This is a genomic window from Intestinicryptomonas porci (genome assembly GCF_033971905.1).
GTDB lineage: Bacteria > Verrucomicrobiota > Verrucomicrobiia > Opitutales > Intestinicryptomonadaceae > Intestinicryptomonas > Intestinicryptomonas porci.
Window position 1 is genome coordinate 1 of sequence record NZ_JALBUT010000008.1, and the last position, 18302, is coordinate 18302.

9 protein-coding genes are annotated in these 18302 nt (G+C 41.9%); 6 read left to right on the forward strand and 3 right to left on the reverse strand.

Annotation, left to right across the window (positions count from 1 at the left end):
- From MOX91_RS07255 to MOX91_RS07265, 3 genes are all read left to right on the forward strand, one after another.
- Window positions 1-2548: autotransporter family protein (locus MOX91_RS07255; protein WP_370397419.1), on the forward strand; the 2548-nt coding region annotated here is incomplete at its 5' end.
- A gap of 350 nt (window positions 2549-2898) precedes the next feature.
- Window positions 2899-3219 carry a hypothetical protein gene (locus tag MOX91_RS07260; protein WP_370397420.1) on the forward strand — a complete coding sequence of 107 codons (321 nt, stop codon included), beginning with the start codon at window positions 2899-2901 and terminating at the stop codon, window positions 3217-3219.
- Between the two features lie 131 nt (window positions 3220-3350).
- On the forward strand, window positions 3351-10058 hold the full coding sequence (locus tag MOX91_RS07265) for a choice-of-anchor Q domain-containing protein (RefSeq protein ID WP_370397421.1): 6708 nt from the start codon (window positions 3351-3353) through the stop codon (window positions 10056-10058).
- A gap of 115 nt (window positions 10059-10173) precedes the next feature.
- Here MOX91_RS07265 and MOX91_RS07270 read toward each other — a convergent pair whose 3' ends face one another.
- The 3 genes from MOX91_RS07270 to MOX91_RS07280 all read right to left on the reverse strand — a co-directional run bounded on the left by MOX91_RS07270 (window position 10174) and on the right by MOX91_RS07280 (window position 11896).
- Window positions 10174-10881 (reverse strand): HesA/MoeB/ThiF family protein, encoded by a 708-nt coding sequence (locus MOX91_RS07270; RefSeq protein WP_370397422.1) that lies wholly within the window; start codon window positions 10879-10881, stop codon window positions 10174-10176.
- A gap of 66 nt (window positions 10882-10947) precedes the next feature.
- Complete coding sequence (thiS, locus tag MOX91_RS07275) at window positions 10948-11157, reverse strand: sulfur carrier protein ThiS (protein WP_370397423.1); 210 nt, start codon at window positions 11155-11157, stop codon at window positions 10948-10950.
- 1 nt (window position 11158) lies between these two features.
- Window positions 11159-11896, reverse strand: a complete 738-nt coding sequence (locus tag MOX91_RS07280) for a TerB family tellurite resistance protein (protein WP_370397424.1) — start codon at window positions 11894-11896, stop codon at window positions 11159-11161.
- Between the two features lie 114 nt (window positions 11897-12010).
- Here MOX91_RS07280 and MOX91_RS07285 point away from each other — a divergent pair, with 114 nt between their 5' ends.
- The 3 genes from MOX91_RS07285 to MOX91_RS07295 all read left to right on the forward strand — a co-directional run bounded on the left by MOX91_RS07285 (window position 12011) and on the right by MOX91_RS07295 (window position 18056).
- Window positions 12011-13726 carry a hypothetical protein gene (locus MOX91_RS07285; RefSeq protein ID WP_370397425.1) on the forward strand — a complete coding sequence of 572 codons (1716 nt, stop codon included), beginning with the start codon at window positions 12011-12013 and terminating at the stop codon, window positions 13724-13726.
- 93 nt (window positions 13727-13819) lie between these two features.
- Window positions 13820-15490: a DNA repair protein RecN gene (locus MOX91_RS07290; protein ID WP_370397426.1), complete on the forward strand. Its 1671-nt coding sequence runs from the start codon at window positions 13820-13822 to the stop codon at window positions 15488-15490.
- Between the two features lie 4 nt (window positions 15491-15494).
- The gene (locus tag MOX91_RS07295; RefSeq protein WP_370397427.1) at window positions 15495-18056 is read left to right on the forward strand and encodes an FtsK/SpoIIIE family DNA translocase; all 2562 of its coding nucleotides are present in this window, start codon (window positions 15495-15497) and stop codon (window positions 18054-18056) included.
- Window positions 18057-18302: the final 246 nt, after the last annotated feature.

The following is an 18302-nucleotide window of genomic DNA, read 5'->3' on the forward strand; positions in this document are numbered from 1 at the left end:
AAGCGCAGGCAAGATAACAGCGGGCGACTTGGGCAACATCAATGCAGAAAATGCAACAATCAATGGTATTGACGCTACGGCAGGGGCAGTTAAAAATGTAACAGTTGGCACTACAACAGGCGCAGTAGAATTGGGTACAGTAAAGAACACAACAATTACAACTGCTAAGGGAGATGTAACAATTATTGAAGTTGAAACACTTGACATCACTCTTGAAGATAATGCTTCTTTAAATGCAGAAAAAGTAACTTCTAAAGCTGTCATAGCCGGTAATGCTGATGCAACTATTAACGAACTTGTAGATAATGCATCTATTGAAGTTAATAATGAAGGCTCAACGATAATCGAAAATATTGGCAATGGTGCAGAAGTAACTGCGAGTGCAGGTGAAACGACGGTTAATAATACTGCAGATTCTGGTGAAAACACGCTGAATGCCAATGGCGGTACTTCGATTTGGCAGTCGCTTAAAAACAAGCTCAATATATTCTTGAACGGCGCAGATGCTAATACAAAAGTTACTGTAAGAAACGAATACGCCCAGGGTGAAGTTGAAATCAGCGCGGCAGATACCGCAATCGGTACTGGTTCCAAGGGCACTGTTGAAGTGACGAATGTTGAAAAGCTTACGCTTAACACAAAAGGCGATGAAACATTGACAAATTCTTCTGCAACAAACTTGCTAACGCAGTGCGATATTCAAACAACTCTTGAAAATGCAAAAGAAACAGACGTTATTGTAAATGGTAAACTCGATAAACTTGCAGTTGACGGAACATCTGTTAAGAGTCTAACAATTAAAGACGATATTAATAATGATGGTTCTATCAAGAACTTCACAGGTGATGTTACATTTGCACAAAATACTTCTAAGCTCAATGTAAATGACTTGACTGGCGATGTAACATTTAAAGATGCTCAAAATACTGTTACAGCTGGTAATATTGAAGGTGATATAAATATTGCATCTTCAAATAATAGTGAGCTCGTTCTTGATGGCACTGTTAACAACATCAACATCAATAGCGATATCCAATTAGGTTCTGAAGGTTCAGACGCTGTAATCGCAGGTAACATTAATGCAGGTACTAAAAATATCACTGTAAATGCCAGCGGTAAGGATATTACATTCAATAATCCTACTGTTTCTAAAATTACAGCCGGTAGCTTGAAGGGCAATGGTGCAACTGGTTTTGTTGACTCATTGTTAAATGGCAAATACAAGTTTGATGAAAATGCAACGGGCGTAAATACCCTTATTGGCAATCACAATGATGATTCAATCTCTGCAACACTTGATGTAAGCAACAAGACCGTTGCCCACGAATACATCACTGTAGAGTACAATAATAGAGGTTCGGATAATTCCAAGGTTTCTTTCGACATCAAGAAAAATACGTATTTGCAAGATGTATTTGCGAAAACGGCTAACGAAAATCAACTTGCAAAAATATACGACAACCTTAAATACAATTCAAACGGTAATAATTCGGAAGCTCTTCAGCTCAAACAAGACTTCATGAATAATGCCGGCAATGGAACATTGGGTGCAGTCTTGCCACAATCCACTTCACACGCAATCCGCATGAATATGGATTTGGCTCATATCGTACATCTTGACACGTTGAACAGAGTAAGCCAAACGCGCGATTTGCTAAATGCGCTCTCTCCGCAAAAGAGATTGACTAAGGGCGGGCGTCCGGGAACTATTGTGCAGGGTACAACAACCGCTTCTATTCGCAGTATCAACAAGTTCTCTTCTTACAGCGGCGATTCAAATATGTCAGGCTCAAATGATTTCATCTATGGAGGATTGGCAAATGTTGAATACATCGCAACCAAGGATTTGTTCGCAGGATTTGGCGTCGGCGGGTTTAACGCAAAGTCAAACGGCAAGCACAATGCGGGCGATGCAGAAACTCAAAGTGTTCTTTTGAATGCATACTTGGATTATGCATGTGCGGAAAACTTTGACTGGTATCTCGGTATCACGTACGCATTCGGCATGACTGATGCGGAACGCAAAAATCTCTCCGGCGACAAAATCAAGAGCGATTGGAATTCCCATATGATTAACGGCTTCACGGGTCTGAGATACTCATGGAAACCATATTTCAATACGGAGTTCTTCGTAAAGCCAATTATAGGTTTGAATGCGACTTTGCTCTTGAATCCTGATATTGACGAAAAGAGCGGATCTCGCAGCGACTTGATGAGAATTGAGTCTGACAACTATGCAAGCGTAAAATCAATACTTGGCGTCGAATTAACCTATGTGTATGAAAAGTTCACATTCGGCGGCAAACTCTTGTATGCGCACGAATTTGCAGATGACTCTTACGATATCGATTCTTCATTCTTGAACTTAAATTCGACGGCAACAATGCTCCGTTCAAGAGGCACAAATTTCGATAGAGATACAGGCTTATTCGGAGTCGGCGCAGGTTACAATATCGATAAGCACTGGAGAATATATCTCGACTATGCCGTAGAGTTTTCCAGCGACCTTTCGCATAACTTAAACTTGGGCGCACAGTACAGATTTTAATAGATAGGGATAATTTTTGTTCGCGAGTGCCAAGGGGAAACCTCCCCTTGGCGCTTTTATTATTTAAAAATATTTAACCGTTTGTTTCTGCTAAACAAAATTTTGACAAAGCTCAGGCACAATATTTTATATTTCTTGTTTGCATTGTTCTTTTCGGAAATATTGCAGTGCTTTTCTTTCGCGTTTGCAAACGTCAAAGTCTTTCACGACACATTAAAAAATTTCAGCAGCGTTTTATTTGCGGAAAATGGTCTTCCGAGTGTGGAAATTTCATTTGAAGAAATTTGCGTAAAACCAAAAAAATGGGGTTCCTTTCCTGTAATTTTGCAAAGGAAACAATATTAAAGATTTTGAAATTTAAAATTTATGCGGATAACCCGATATCTGAAAATTTAAACGAAATAAAGTCGAGATATTTTACGTCTCTTGTGCAAATAGAAGGCTTTGTTGTTGATTGGGGCGGAAAATTTTCCAATGGCAAACTTTGCGCACAAAAAGCAAGTTTCATGGAGGGGGAGGGATTAAATTTTCGCTTGAAGAACGCATCGCTTTCACGTGACGGAATAGATTATAAATTTAAAGACGCAGTCTTAACGATGGATACGTCAAACGTCATTTTGAATGCAGACGGACGGTGCATAACTTTAATAAAAAATAATACACGAAAATGAGAAAGTTAACAACAATCATTGTAGCATGCGCAGCATTTTGTGCTTTAACTTTTGCCGGCGCGCAAACAAAAAGCCATTAGGAACTTGGGCATGATGCGTTGCTAAATTATAATATTCCACTTGCCAAGGCGATGTTTGAAAAAGCCTTGTTAGACGAGCCAAATTCATCGTCTGCAAAGGTCATGGCGGCAATTACAAAAGTTATCGCGCCGTTTCAAAATGAGTCGTTTATTTATTTAATACGTTCGATAGGTTTCCCCGTATATAATGATAATCTCTTTAATCTTTACGTAGGAGAGGTTAGTAGCGTTGAGGATATTTCTAAGACTTGGCGCACAAAAGAGGATATTGACTATCTTAAAAATGCGGTTTTGCCCGAACTTTTGGAGGCGTTAAAACTTGTCGAAGACATAGATTCTTCTATGAAAAAAATGGTAATTCATACGAAGGAAATCAGTATTTTGGGGTTTGATTTGTATGAATCTGAAATTCTATACATTGACTATGCGGATGTGGAGTTTATCAAGGGGTTGGCAAATCTTGCAACGGGTGCCATTTATTTTGCGACAAGCTACAATTTGGATGTAAAACCGTCGTTGTTTATTGAAACATATAATGATTTATCGGCCCAAATGGCTCTTGGAGCTTTCCCTGAATTGGCAACTTTTGAAGAGAAAGAAAATCTTGCAAAGGCAAAAGCCCACTTCAAAACCGCCTGCACTTTGCTAAAAAATGCAATCAACAATCTTGCCGACAGAAAAAGCGGATCTTCTTATGTTTTTGCAGTTTCAAAGGAAGAGGCAACTCCCGCTCTTGACTACATTGATAAATTTGCCGCTTCTTTAAATGCAACTGTCAGCTTGGATACATCCAAATATCTAAACTATAACTTGGATCTAAACCTTGCGCCAGTATTTGCAGGAAATATCGACGGAGAAGACTTGCCAAACCTGATAAAAAACAGGGTTATTTTGTCTTCTATAAAGGATTTTACTCTCTCAGGTGTTTTCCCAAATATGTCAAAAGACATAATCGAAGGTTTTGTTGAAGAGGGCATAATTAAAGAAAAATACTTTAATAAATATGTAACAGAGCGGAACAAATTAGAAACTGCCATTCAGTATCCGTTAATGCGTTATGGAATTACCGGCGTTGAACAAGCCTCTTATGACGAATCAACCGATAGGTATGTTTTTGAAACAAAGGCATCTTATTCTTCTGAAGATACGAACGGAGTTTCCGACGTCTATATGCTCGATGGCAAAACAGGCGCAATAACTCTTGTTTCAAAGGGATTGAGTGCGGGCGCATCTTTATCCAAACCTGGCTTATACGACGAAGATTCAAAACAAAATAAAAATGCGATTGGCGGCGACTATGTTGTGTTTACTTCAAGGGATAGCTCGATTGTCGGAAGCGAAATTGCAACCGAATCGGCAAATATTGCAAATTTACCAATCGTTTTTGATCTTTATAATAATAAAACAGATGAAAGAAGAGATTATATAGAATTGCCGATTTCTTTCCCGCGCACTTTAAAAGGCAAGTATGCAGAAAAGGTTAAAGTTGAAATAGATTATTCTGAAATTGAGGGTAAAAATAATCCATATTTCGATTATTATTGGAATTATGTTTATATTGATAGATGCCAACTATTAGATGCAAATGGCAATACCATGGATTTTTATTTGTATGATGGGGAGTATTGTGATCGCACAATAGATTTTCAGCCAACAAAAATTCGTTTATATTTATATAGTGAAGGCAATGTAAAGATACGCATAAATAAATGTAAAGTTTCGTTTGTCCCTGAAAAGAGGGTCGTTTTGGCAAATGTTAAAACGGGTGAAATTAAAAAATTTTTAGATTATATAGATGCCGTAATTTCGCCGAATGGCAAATATCTTGTTTTATCCGATGGCAATGAATGGTATGATGAATACTATGATTATTATTGTAAAAAATTATACGATATTGAGAAAAATAAAGAATATGAACTCCCGGGATATAACAACTATAATGAAGCATTCTTTTCGGGAGATTCCAAAAGATTATTTTTTGATGGGGGTTATTGTTATCAAGATATTCAAAATATAATCAATGGAGATAAGGTTAATAGTACCGTCGTTAACGGTGATTTTGCCGGAATAGATTACTATGGGCATAAAATTTTAGTGTTAAGGAGCGACATTGAATATGCTTGGGATTATGGGCATTGTTATTATACTTTCAATGCAATCCTTAGAGATTTGGATCGCGGCACGGAAAAAGAAATTAAATTTAGAAATCCTTATTTTATTGGCAATGAATATTGTCCCGTCGCATTTTTGTCTCCGGACGGATATAACATTATTTTCATGTCGGATGATATTAATAGTGCTTCCCGCATTTGGTATAATTACGATATTTCAACAGGCAAAACAACTAAAATTGCCGAGTATGCCATGGATGATCTTGATGATTATCCAAAGCATTTTCAACTATATCCGACAAGCAAGGCGTCGAATTTCTTGATATTTGGCAATACGCACCGCTTTTTTGACAGTGCGCCTGCATCGTCGGGGGCAACATTTGCGCAAATTGATGTCGCCGCGGAAAAATCTGCCCCTGCGTATATTTCAAGCAAAGCTGTGGCAATTAAACAAAATGCTCAAAGCGCAAGTGTTGAATTTGCAAACGGCAATGGGCGTGCTTACAAACTATTGGTAAGAGATCTTGAAAATGCAGCCTCAAAGAAAATTTATGACAAAAATTTAAGCGGTTCTTCTTCAAAAGAGTCGCTTGCATTGCCAAATTCTTCCGCGCAGGTTTACGCGGTTGACTTGCTTGCAACTTCATTAAAAACGCCGGTTGGAGCGTCTCCGACGGTATATGTCGGCAGGGAATTGACAAGCTCGATTTCTATTTTGGACTATCCGAAAGACGCGGTTGTAAAGAAAGGCGAAAGCGCAAGTTTTAGCGTGTCTGCAAAGGCGGGCTCGGGAACTCTCTCATATAAGTGGGAAAAATCTACTGATGGCAATACTTGGGCAAGCACCAATTCGTCTGAAAATTCCATTTCGGTAAACAATATTAAAGAAAGCGATAGCGGCGCAATTTATCGCTGCAAAATTTCCGATAGCAAGGAGACGAAGTATGTCGGAGCAAAACTTATTGTTGAAGATGTTGCAAAGGAATATTCGATTATTGGCAACTATGAAGACGTGCCGATGTTTAATGGCGATGGCGAAGTAAATCAAATTCTTATTCGCACAGACGCTCCTGACAACGCTTATGTAAATTGGCAAATGTTAGTTGACGGAAAGTGGATTGACATAAACAACAATTATGAAGACTGGGGCATGGGCGTTATCAATGGGTCTTTGTTTGTCAGGGCTTTTGTATATAATAGCGGCAACCAGTATCGAGCAGTTATTGAAACAGAAGACGGCAAGATAGTTTATACAGAGCCTACCAAGCTTACGGTTGATACTTCAAAGAGAACTTTCTATGTAAGTCCAAGCGGAAATGATAACAATAATGGCAAATCTTGGAGTAGTGCCTTTAAGACAATCGATAGGGCAATGGAAGAATGCGAGAATGATTCCGGATATGGCGGCGTTGTTATGTTAAAGTCCGGAACTTATCAATGGGGTGAACGTTCACCTAACAATGTATCTATTTACGGCGGTTTTAATGGTACTGAAAAAACATTGGAAGAACGCAAACTCGATAGTAAAAATCCAACAATTATTATTTTGGGAGAATATGAATATAATATTTGTGGCAATTTAAATGGCATTCATTTTAAAACAAATGCAACAGAATGTTCTTTTATATACACATCAAATGATGATCGTGGTGAGGGAAATTTCGCAGATCTAATTTCAGTTGAAAATTGTACGTTTGAAAATATAAGCTTTGAGGCATTTAATTCAAGTCTGCTGATAAAAGATTGTACAATATCAGGTTTTAAATCGTCGGAATCTTCAAATTTTCTTGATGTTTATGCATCTTATTTTGCAATGAAAAATTGCACAATAGCAAATAACAGAACTATGTTTAATGAAGATAATAAGCCTGTTCATATCAGTAATGATGGAGAATTTTATGATTATGAGTCAGTTGTAGATATTTATAACTGTACATTCTATAACAATGTCATATCAAACGAAGGGGAAGATCCTTATTATGAAGAAGACGCAAAAGCCATCTTGTATGTTTCGCCCCGATGCAAAACAAATATAGTAAATTGCATATTCTGGAATGACAAGGGGCAGCCTGCCGCTATTGATGTGGGATACAATGGTGATGACTATTGGGATTATGGGGAAAGGCTTACTCCCGCCAATGTTTCGAGTTGCATAATTCAAAATACTGAAAATCTTGAATGGTATTACGGCGAATATTGGGATTACGAAACAGGCAAATATTACGAAGATTACAAGTTTGAAGTTGAGGGCGTGATGTTGGCTGATGTAATCAGTGCAAATCCGCAACTTGATGCCCTTGCGGATAATGGCGGGTATGTGAAAACCATTGCAGTGGATAAAAACAGCCCCGCAATTGGCATGGCAATTACTCCGCTTGAAGGGAATTCCGTTGGATTGTCCGTCCCGTATTATGATGCGCGCGGGAATGAACGCAATCTTTACATGTCAACTATTGGAGCGTATGAATATCCTGTCGGCATCGTATTGTTAAATGACCTTGAAAAAACTACAAAATGCACTGCCGGAGAAGATATTACGTTGAGTATAAATGCGAAAAATTTTGAGAATAAGCCTCAAAAATATGTTTGGTATGTCAATAAACAGGACGGTAAAGGCTTCGTAAACGTCGGAAACAATGCGGAGCTTACAATTAAAAATATCAATGTCAAGATGAACGGCTGGCAGTACAAATGCACGGTTTCAACCAGTGACGAATCAAAGACTTCCACAGCTACGGCTCTTTTTGTTGAGGGATATCCTCTTATTGAATCCATACAAATGAATAAAACATCTGATGGGAAAAGCGTCGAATTTGAAATAATTGCCTATGGAAACAATCTTCAATACCAATGGTATGAAAATAATGGGAGTGGCTGGCGCAAAATAACGAATAATGAATCCGCAAAAACCAATAAGCTGCTTATTGAAAATATTGCAGATTCATTTATTTATAAGTGCAATATTTCAAGCGGAGAGTATTCAATAGAAACAAATGAAGTTTCCGTTGGCATTGTTATCATGGAAGATATTGAAGAGGAAACAGAATGCAATGCAGGGGAAGATATAACACTAAAAGTCTATGCAAACAATTTTAATGGCAAGGCATTAAAATATGCTTGGCGTGTGGACAAACAAGACGGCAAAGGGTTCGTTGCCATTGGCAATAAAGAAGAACTTTCCGTAAAGAAACCAACTGTCAAGATGAACGGTTGGCAGTATAAATGCTTGGTTTCCGATGATAAAGAAACAAAATCTTCTGCTGTTACAACTTTAAGAGTGAATGGCAAGCCCATTATTGGCGTTTCTCCCAAAGGCAAAACTACTTTTGAAACCAAAAATGTTGAATTTGAAGTAGTAGCATACGGAAACAATCTCAAATACCAATGGTATAAAAAAATAGGAAAAACATTGGAAAAGATTACTGATAATGCGTCGGCAAAAACGAGTAAGTTAATTCTTGAAAATGTTGACGAATCTGTGCAATACGTTTGCTTGGTTTCAAGCGGGCAATATGAAGTTGTGTCAAGTGCGGCAAAGCTTACGTTAAAAGGCGCGGCAAAAATAACAGGTTGGAGCGTCATTCAAAATAAGGCTGAGTGCGATTTTGAAAGCGGGGCATATATCGCTTACAGTGAATACCCGTTGGACTTATCTGTAACTGCAACGGGAGCATCGCTTGTCTATCAGTGGTATGAATGCTCTTCAGTGAACGATAAAGGGGTTCCGATTGCCAAAGGCGGCACATCGAAGAAGCTCTCGTTTAAGAAGCTTGAATACAATAAAGACAATATTGTGAGATACTATCGGTGCGAAGTTAAAAACGGCACAAAGAAATTGGGATATGCCGATGGAACTTCAAGCAATATGTATTTCTGCGTGAGAGTGGAAAAATGCCCAATGCCCGAAAATTTTGTGGGGAAAGGCTTATTTATCACAACCCATCATAATTTGGACGGATATTGGAATGAGGAAAATTCTTTCATATCAATTTCTCAAGACAAGAAGCAAATGCGCATTGTAAAATTTAATACAGAAGAAATTTTTGACGCGTTGACTTCCAGCACATATTCATACAAGCGCAAAGGACCTACAAGCGCGGATATTTCATTGCAATATACCCGCGAAAAAGATTTGTATAATAATAAGCGCGCTGTTGACAAAGGGTCTTATAAAGGCGTGCTAAATTACGAAGACGGTATAATCTTCGGAACATTAAAGTCTAAAAACGGAGAATTCGACTTAGAAATATCCCTTTATGAGGAAACAAAATCTTCTGCTCCAAAAGCTTTAACTCTTGGAACTGGCATCAGGTTTTACGATGTGGATGCAGTTAGCGGAATAGATTTTGACATTGGCAATATTTCTATTGAATCAGAATGGGCAAATTTATCTATGATAAACAATAAGAAGTGCATTGTTGACATTAGGAATGATTCTTATGAGTTAAGCTGTAAATATGTTCAAAAAACTGATAAGGTTGCTATTTTGACTTTCTCGTATAAAATCGATAAAACAACTATTGACGAGGAAGTGACAATGTTCTTTGACGATGAAAACGGCAAGCCCAATGGCTGGTATATCCGAAAAACAAAAGAAGGAAAGTTGTTTGAAGATGTAAAATTGGGTGTATTTGAGATGTATCGTTAAATACCTCTTATATGTGAATAGGAACGGATATTGAAAGAAATATTCGGTCTTCCGCTAAAAACCGTCCGCAAAACTATTTTTGCTGGCGGTTTTTTTATGAGGTAAATTTTATTTTTTAAAATTCAAGGCGCGTGAATTTGTCGTCTGAAAAATTGTAGGATTTAAAAAATCCCGCCTTAATATCTTCAATGCCGGCCAGATATTTTATTGCGGTTGCCGCCGCCCAAATTCCGCTTAAATGCGCCGCAGGCGGAAATATCGGCAGGTTTTGAGGCTTCCCTTGCGCGGAATTTTCTTCTTCTAAAAATTCGCGCAGATAAAAATTTTTGAAAAACAGGATATTCTGCGAAACATAGCCTTGTGCGCTTGCGTAAATTTCAGGCATTTGCAAGGATTTGCAGGCATCCGAAACAATGAAGCGGGTATTGAAGGAATCGGTTGCGTCGATACAAATATCTGTATTTTTAAGAATTTCTTTCAGAGTGTCTGTGCCGCTTATTTTTACGTTGAACGCCTCTGTTTCTATGGAAGAATTCAGCTTTGAAAGTTTTTCTTTGGCGGCGTCGGTTTTGGGTTTATCTGTTTCGCTTTCCGAATAAATTGTTTGGCGGTGGAGGTTGGTAAGCGAAACTTTGTCGCAATCTATGATTTTGATTTTGCCGATGCCGCTTCCCGCCAAAAGGGGCAGTGCCGCGGAGCCGACTCCTCCCGCTCCGATTATGGCGATGCTTGAATTTTGCAGTTTTTTTTGGGACTTTATGCCGAAATTTTCAAGGGCAATCTGCCTTTGGTAGCGTTCAAACTCTGGTGGAATTTCCTGCATAAATGTTTTTTTATATCTTGTTTTGAGCGGTGAAAAATTCTAAACAATAATTTTCATTCGGATTTTTTATCCGCCCGCGACAAGGTTTAAAATTTCAAGAATGTCGCCGCCGTTTAATTTCAGATTTTCAAATTCCGAAAATTTCAACGCCTTTTTGTTAAGCTCCACGACGCATCTTTTTGGGTTTAGCCCCATGTCTTTTGCAAATTCCGATATGGTTTTGCCTTCCGATATTTCAAATTGCTTTCCGTTTGCCGTGATTTTAATTTTTTTCATTTTAGCGTCTCGCTTTCATTATGCGCTCATAGGCGTCGTTTACTTTCACAAGTTCCGCTTCTATTGCCTTCATTGCAAATTCACCCAGTCCCTTGCTGCGCAAAACGTCGGGATGGAGATCTTTGCATTTCTTGCGGTATATTGTTTTTATTTCGTCCAAAGAGGCGTCGGGTTTGACTCCCAAAACGGCGTAGGCTTCCGCAAGGTCTTGGCTTTCCGATGATGAATGCGCGGACGACGAGCTGTTTCTTGTTCCGCCAAGTCCGCTTAGAATGGAAGGGTCGATTTTTAGTGCGGCGCACGCCATGCGCAGTTCGCGCATCTCTTCCGACTGCAAGGCTCCGTCTGCAAGCGCAATGCGGATTAAAACCGTGATAAATGTCTGGCGCGCGTCCAAAGACGGGAAGTGTGCCGCGAAGTCTTCGGCGATTTCATTTAGCGAACGCGGGGAATTTTTCGCGCTTCTGAAATATCCGATTGCGCGCTTTCGCGCTTCGCTGTCGAGGCGAAGTTCTTTGAATATGCTTTCAAGTTCCGCTATTTCCTCTTTTTTTATGACGCCTTTTGATTTTGCGATTTTTGCGGACGCCTCGCACATTAAAATCAGAAATTGGTTCTGCCCCGCGCCTTCGCCGGATTTTGAATCGATCGAAAAATGCCCGATTGTGGCCCCTATAACCGCTCCCCACGGGCCCGCCACCATTGCGCCGATAATTCCGCCTATAATTTTACCAGTCATAATAGTAAAAACATTAAGTTTAAAAAATAAGCTTGGAGCAATAAAAAACGCAATATATATTTTTTGCTTTACTAAAAGAAAACCGTTCGCTTCCATAAAAGGGAAGTTTCGCATATGAAAACATTTTTTGCCGCATTGTTAGCTTGCTTGTTTTTTTTGGACGCTTTTAGCGAAGGGAAAGTCCGTTCTATTGTGATATTATCCGACAATATTCCTCTTGCGGAGCTTGCAATAGAAAAATCCGCAGAGGAATACGGCGCAACGCAAATTCAGCTTTCTCATGACATAATACACAATTTGAGGGAAATTCGCGCCCCGAAAGTCCGCGAAAACGTCGCGCGCCTTGCTAAATTCGCACATCAAAAGGGCATAAAAGAAGTCCTTGCATGGGACCACAATTTGTACGGGCTTGATTACTATCCCAAGAATTTCAGAAGCGCGGCGGGCGGCAGGATAGACTTGGACAATCCCGATTTTTGGGAATGGTTTAAGAGCGACTATCGGGAAATGATGTCTCGCGCGCCCGACATTGACGGGATTGTTCTTACCTTTATCGAAACGGGCGCGAGGGTCGAAGCCCAGCATTCATCGAAAATGAAAACGACAGGAGAAAAGCTTGCGAAAGCCGTAAACGAAATTGCATCCGTCGTTGTCGGCGAAATGAAGAAGAAGCTTTACATCAGAACTTTTGCCTACTCTAAGGATGAGTATCGAAACATAACCGAATGTATTGGCAGATTGGAGTATCCCGAAATAATTTTGATGGTGAAAGAAACTCCGCACGACTTCTTTTTGACTCATCCCGACAATCCGATAATCGCAAAATTAGACCGACCTATGGTTGTAGAGTTTGATTTGGGCAATGAATACAGCGGGCAGGGCGTTATTGCAAATACTTGGGTTGAACCGCAGGCGCGCAGGATGAAGAATTTTTTGAAAAATACAAACGTGGTTGGCTATGCCGCACGCATCGACCGCTATGGCGACACGTCTATATTCGGCACTCCAAACGAAATTCAGTTGTTCGCGCTGGACAAGGCATTTGGCGGCGAAACAAGTTTCAATGGGCTTTACGGCGAATTTATTGCGAAAAATTACGGAAAAGATGCAGTTGAATTTTTGAAGCCCGCGTTTGAAAACGCCTTGGAAATTGCAAAGTCGAGCCTCTATACTCTCGGCACGAATACTGCCGATCATTCGCGGTTAAATTATGCCGAAAACCAGTGGGCTTATAACCGCCATGTGTCCGGCAGGTGGCTAAATCCGCCCGAAGTTTTTGTCGGGGGCGCGGTAAATAAAAAATTCCGCTATTGGGAAGATGTCGTAAACAAGATTGCCCCTGTCCGATATAAGAAGCGCAACTCCGTTTATGAAAGGGAGATAAAAGATGTTTTTGAAAATGGGCTGATTGAGGAGCGCGAGTGCATGGATTGGACGATTTTTCGCGATATTGTTTCCGAAAAATACTATGCCTCAAATCTCGCAAAGGAGAGTTTAAGGCTTGTCGAAAGCGCAAAACCTCATTTAAAAGAAGCCGATTATGCGAAAATTCATCCGCTTTTTTTAAGGACATACATTACTGCTTCGCTTCATTCGGAAGTCTGCAAGGCGTATTTCGGCGCGCGTCTTTATTCGCGCGGAGGGGAATTTGAGAGCGGGGAGTTGAAAAACACGATTGAAGCCGCCGCGGGGGAAATCGCAAGGCTTGCGAAAGAAATCAAGGATTTTAAAGGTTCTTGCCCGAAAGGGCAGTATGACTGGCGGGGGGACGCAAACAGCGCGCTTCGCCACAGGAACATAGCCTTAAAGATTGTTGGCGGAGAAAATTAAATGCGCAAAGTGAAAATATTTTTTAGCCGTGTTTGACAACTTTGGCAAATTCCCCTAAAACCCAAATGGAATTTTTTTATAACACGAAAAAGAATGCTGGAATTTTTAAAAATAGAAAATCTTGCGCTTTTGAAAAGCGCGCAACTTGACTTCAAGCGCGGATTTACTGTTGTCACGGGCGAGACAGGTGCGGGCAAAAGCGTTCTTTTGGGCGCGCTTTCAATTCTTGCGGGCAACCGCGCGGGAAAGGAAATTATCGGCTCAAATTCCGAAAGATGTTCGGTTGAAGCCGTGCTTAATTTTACCGAAACTGGGCGCATCGACGAAATTTTAAAAGACTGCGGCTTGCCCGTCTGCGAGGACGGCGCGTTAGTTCTTCGCAGAATAATTGAAAGAAACAAGGCCGGCAAATGCTTTGTAAACGGCTCGCTTTCGACTCTTGCAAACCTTCAAAAAATAGGGGAATTTTGGGTCGATTTCCACGGCTCCAACGAGCCTCAAAAGCTGTTTTCTTCAAAAAACCAGCTGATGATGCTTGACGATTTTGCAAAAATCGGAGAATTGAAGGCGGAATATTTGGCTTTTTACGGGGAAATTTTGGCGTCGGAAAAAAGGATTGCGGAGCTTAAAGGCGCAAAAAAGATGTCGGCGGACGAAATGGAGTTCGCAAAATCGCAAATAGAAAAAATAGACGCGCTCCGTTTATCCGAAGAGGGAATAGCCGAGCTTGAAAATTCCTACAAGCTCATGGAAAATTCTCGCGAAGTTTTGGAAAAATCGCAGGCGGTCGCCGAAATGCTTGGCGGCGAAGACGGCGTTTGCGACAAGCTGGCGTGCGCCATAAGGCTTTCGGGCGAAATTTCAAATTCGTGCGCGGAAGCATCGGCTCTCGCCCGCCGCATAAACGAAGTATCAATAGAAATTTCAGACATATCCGACGAATTTTCTTCGCTTTCAGAGAATTGCTCCTTTACCGAAGAGGACGCCCTCCAAATCCGCGAGAGAATGGACGCGTGGCTGAACATCCGCAGAAAATACGGTTCGAGTGTGCGGGAAGTCTTGAAAATCAGAGATGAAATGGCGCAGAAAATCGCCCTTCAAGGAGACGTCAAGGCTTCCATTAAGAGGGAGGAGGAGAACATCGAAAGGCTGAAAGTTCTTATTTTCCCCATTTCCGAAAAAATTTTGAAAGAGCGCGAAAAAGCGGGGGCTTTGCTTGAAAAGAAAGTGGTTTCGCTTCTCAAAAAGACGGGGTTTAAACATCCCGACTTCAAAGTCCGCATAACGGCGTCAGAAGTCGTGGGAGCGGATTGCGGCAGTGTTTGCGAGTTTGAATTCAGTGCAAATCCGGGGCAGGCACCGCTTCCTCTTGCAAAAATCGCTTCAAGCGGGGAGCTTGCAAGGGTAATGCTTGCGATAAAAACCACCATGGCGGACGCCGACCACACCGCGCTTCTTGTGTTTGACGAAGTGGATGCGAACGTCGGAGGGGAAATCGGGGCGGAAGTCGGCGGCGAGCTTGCAAAGCTTTCGGGAGAGCATCAGGTTTTGTGCGTGACCCACCTGCCGCAGGTCGCGGCGTTCGGCGCAAACCATTTGTTGGTTGAAAAATTCCAGACAAGCTCGTTTACGAGTGTAAAAATTTCAGAATTAAATCCGAATTCCGAGGAGAGGGTTTCGGAGCTTGCGCGAATGCTTGGCGACAGAAATTCCGCTTCGGCATTGACCCACGCAAGGGAGCTTTTAACTTCAAAAATTTCTTAAAATCATGGCTTCGGCGAAATCCAAAAAAAATTTGAAAGAACCGCGCTCCGAGAAAATCGGGGAGCTTTCCGGCAACAGGCGCGTTTATGCGGGCATTGCCCTTTTGATTGCTGCGATATTCTTTTCCGTGGCTCTTGCGGGCTACGACGCGGGGCAGGAGACGTTCTTTAACGATCCCATGCACATAAATTCAACCGACATTCCCGCAAGCAACTTGTGTGGAAAAATCGGGGCAACTTTTTGCAACGCCATGCTTTCGGTTTTCGGTGTATCCACATGGCTCATTTTGGTTTATGTCGCGTATGTCGGCGTGCTGTGTTTTTTGAAAAGGCCGAAGCTCATGCGTTTGGCTCCGCTTTTTTCAATGCTTGCCGCCGTCGTGCTTCTTTCGGTTTTGGCGGCTTTTATTCAGGATTATTTAAACGGTATTTATTCGACCGAATATTTCAGTTCGGGCTGGGGCGGAAAAATCGGCACGCTCTTGTTTTTGCATGCAGTCCATCCCGCGGTTGATTATTTCGGAAGCGCGATTATTTTGCCTGTTTTGTATGCGTTCGCCTTTATTGCCTCTTTCACGGAAAGCCCGCTTGAGTTGGTAAAGGAAACGTCCCGTCTTGCCGTAAAAATTTTGGTTTGCGTCGGCAAGGGAATTTTGCGTGTTTTTAAGGCGTTTTTCTCTCTGTTTGAAAGAAAAAGGAAAGAAGAGGACGAGGGAATATTTCAAGCTCCCACGAAAAAACCTCGCTCCAAAAAGGAGGTCGAGTTCGGTCTTGAAGATGACAATGCTCTTCTTGCTTCTCCTCGAAAAGAAGATTTGGAGGAGACGGAGGAAGAGGAGCTTGACGACGAGGATATTACTTTGCGCATTCCCGAAAAAGAGGAAGTTCCGCCTGTACGGACTGCCGCCATTGAAGAAGTTTTGGGCGCGGGTGCAAAGATTGAAAAGCGTCCGCTTGCGGAAGTGGGAGAAAATGTCGCGCCGCCCATGCCGTCTTTAAAAGTTTCTACATTGGAAGAGGAAAAATATACGCCTCCGAAACAAAAAATCAAGAAGGGCAATTATAAGTTCCCGTCGGTTGAATTGCTAAATGCTCCGCAAAAAAAGGAAGATGCAAAGGCGGAAGACTACGAATCGAGAATGTCGCAGATAATCGGCACACTTGACGAATTCAAAATCGGCGTTGCCCCATCGGAAGTTTTCGCGGGACCTGTCATCACGAGATACGAGGTAAAGCCCAATCCGGGCGTCAGGGTCGGCAGGATTATCGCGATGGAAGACGACCTTGCAATCGGGCTTAAAACCGCCCATGTCAGAGTTTCAACCACAAGCAGGGGAACTGTCGGCATCGAAGTCCCGAATTTGGTGCGCCAAAACGTGTCGATGCGCGAGATTATAGAGTCGCGCGAGTGGAACGAAAGCAAGGCGTCTATCCCTGTTGTCTTGGGTAAAGACGTTACGGGAAAGCCCGTTGTTTTGGATTTGGCAAAGATGCCGCACGCTCTTATCGCAGGCTCTACGGGAAGTGGCAAGAGTGTTTGCATAAATGTAATTGTGGCTTCACTGCTTTACAAATGCACTCCCGACGACCTGCGCTTTGTGATGGTTGACCCGAAAGTTGTCGAACTTCAAGTTTACAATTCCCTGCCGCATATGCTTGTTCCCGTCGTAACCGACCCCAAAAAAGTTCCGACAGCCTTAAACTGGCTTGTGAAAGAAATGATGAAACGCTACAAGATTTTCGAGAAAGTCGGCGTGAAAAACATAATCGGCTTCAATGCGAAAATTTTGAAGGACAAAGAGGAGCAGGAGCGCGCAAAGGAACTCGAAGCCGAGCAGACCCCCGAAGAGCGCGCAATGAGCATGAACGCGATGGAAAACGATTTGGAAGGCGACGGCGACGAAATCGAAATTCCGAAAAAGAAAATGCCTTACATCGTTTGCATAATCGACGAGCTTGCCGACATGATGATGGTTGCGGGCAAGGAAGTGGAAGGAGCAATTGCGCGCCTTACCCAGCTTGCACGCGCGGCGGGCATTCATTTGCTTGTCGCAACCCAGCGTCCGTCAGTCGATGTCGTAACAGGGCTTATCAAGGCAAACTTGCCGACAAGAATTGGTTTCAGAGTGGCTTCCGCGACCGATAGCCGCACGATTTTGGATTCAAAAGGCGCGGAAACTCTCATTGGTTGGGGCGACATGCTTTTCATTCCGCCAGGCTCTTCCGATTTAATAAGGGCGCAGGGTGCGTTTATGTCGGACGGTGAAATAGAAAAGATTGTCGAGGCTGTTGCCGAAAACGGCGAACCCGAATTTGAAAGCGCGATGCAAGACGAGCTTGAAGCCGCAGGTGACGGTGCTTTCGGCATAGAGGGCGAGTGGGACGACGAGCTTACCCCGCAGGCTTTCAAGGTGATGAAAGACGCCAAGCGCGCGAGCGTATCATTCATTCAGCGCAAATTGCGGATTGGCTATAACCGCGCGGCTTCCATCATGGACGAGCTTGAAGACAAGGGGTTTGTTGGTCCTGATAATGGACCGTCTGCTCCTCGTGAAATTCTCAGGTAGGTGAAATTGCCGTTGATGCTCCGTTTTACAAAAAGACTGCAGTAGTCATGTACCAAGTGTACACTCCTACCGCAGTCTTTTTGCAAATGCTCGCCTGAACGGCAATTTGACCTACCTTCGCAGATATTACAGTAAGATAAAGTTTTAAGAAAGTGAAATTGCTGTTGATGTTCCGTTTTACAAAAAATACTGCAGTAGTCATGTACCAAGTGTACACACTCCTACCGCAGTCTTTTTACTTCTCGC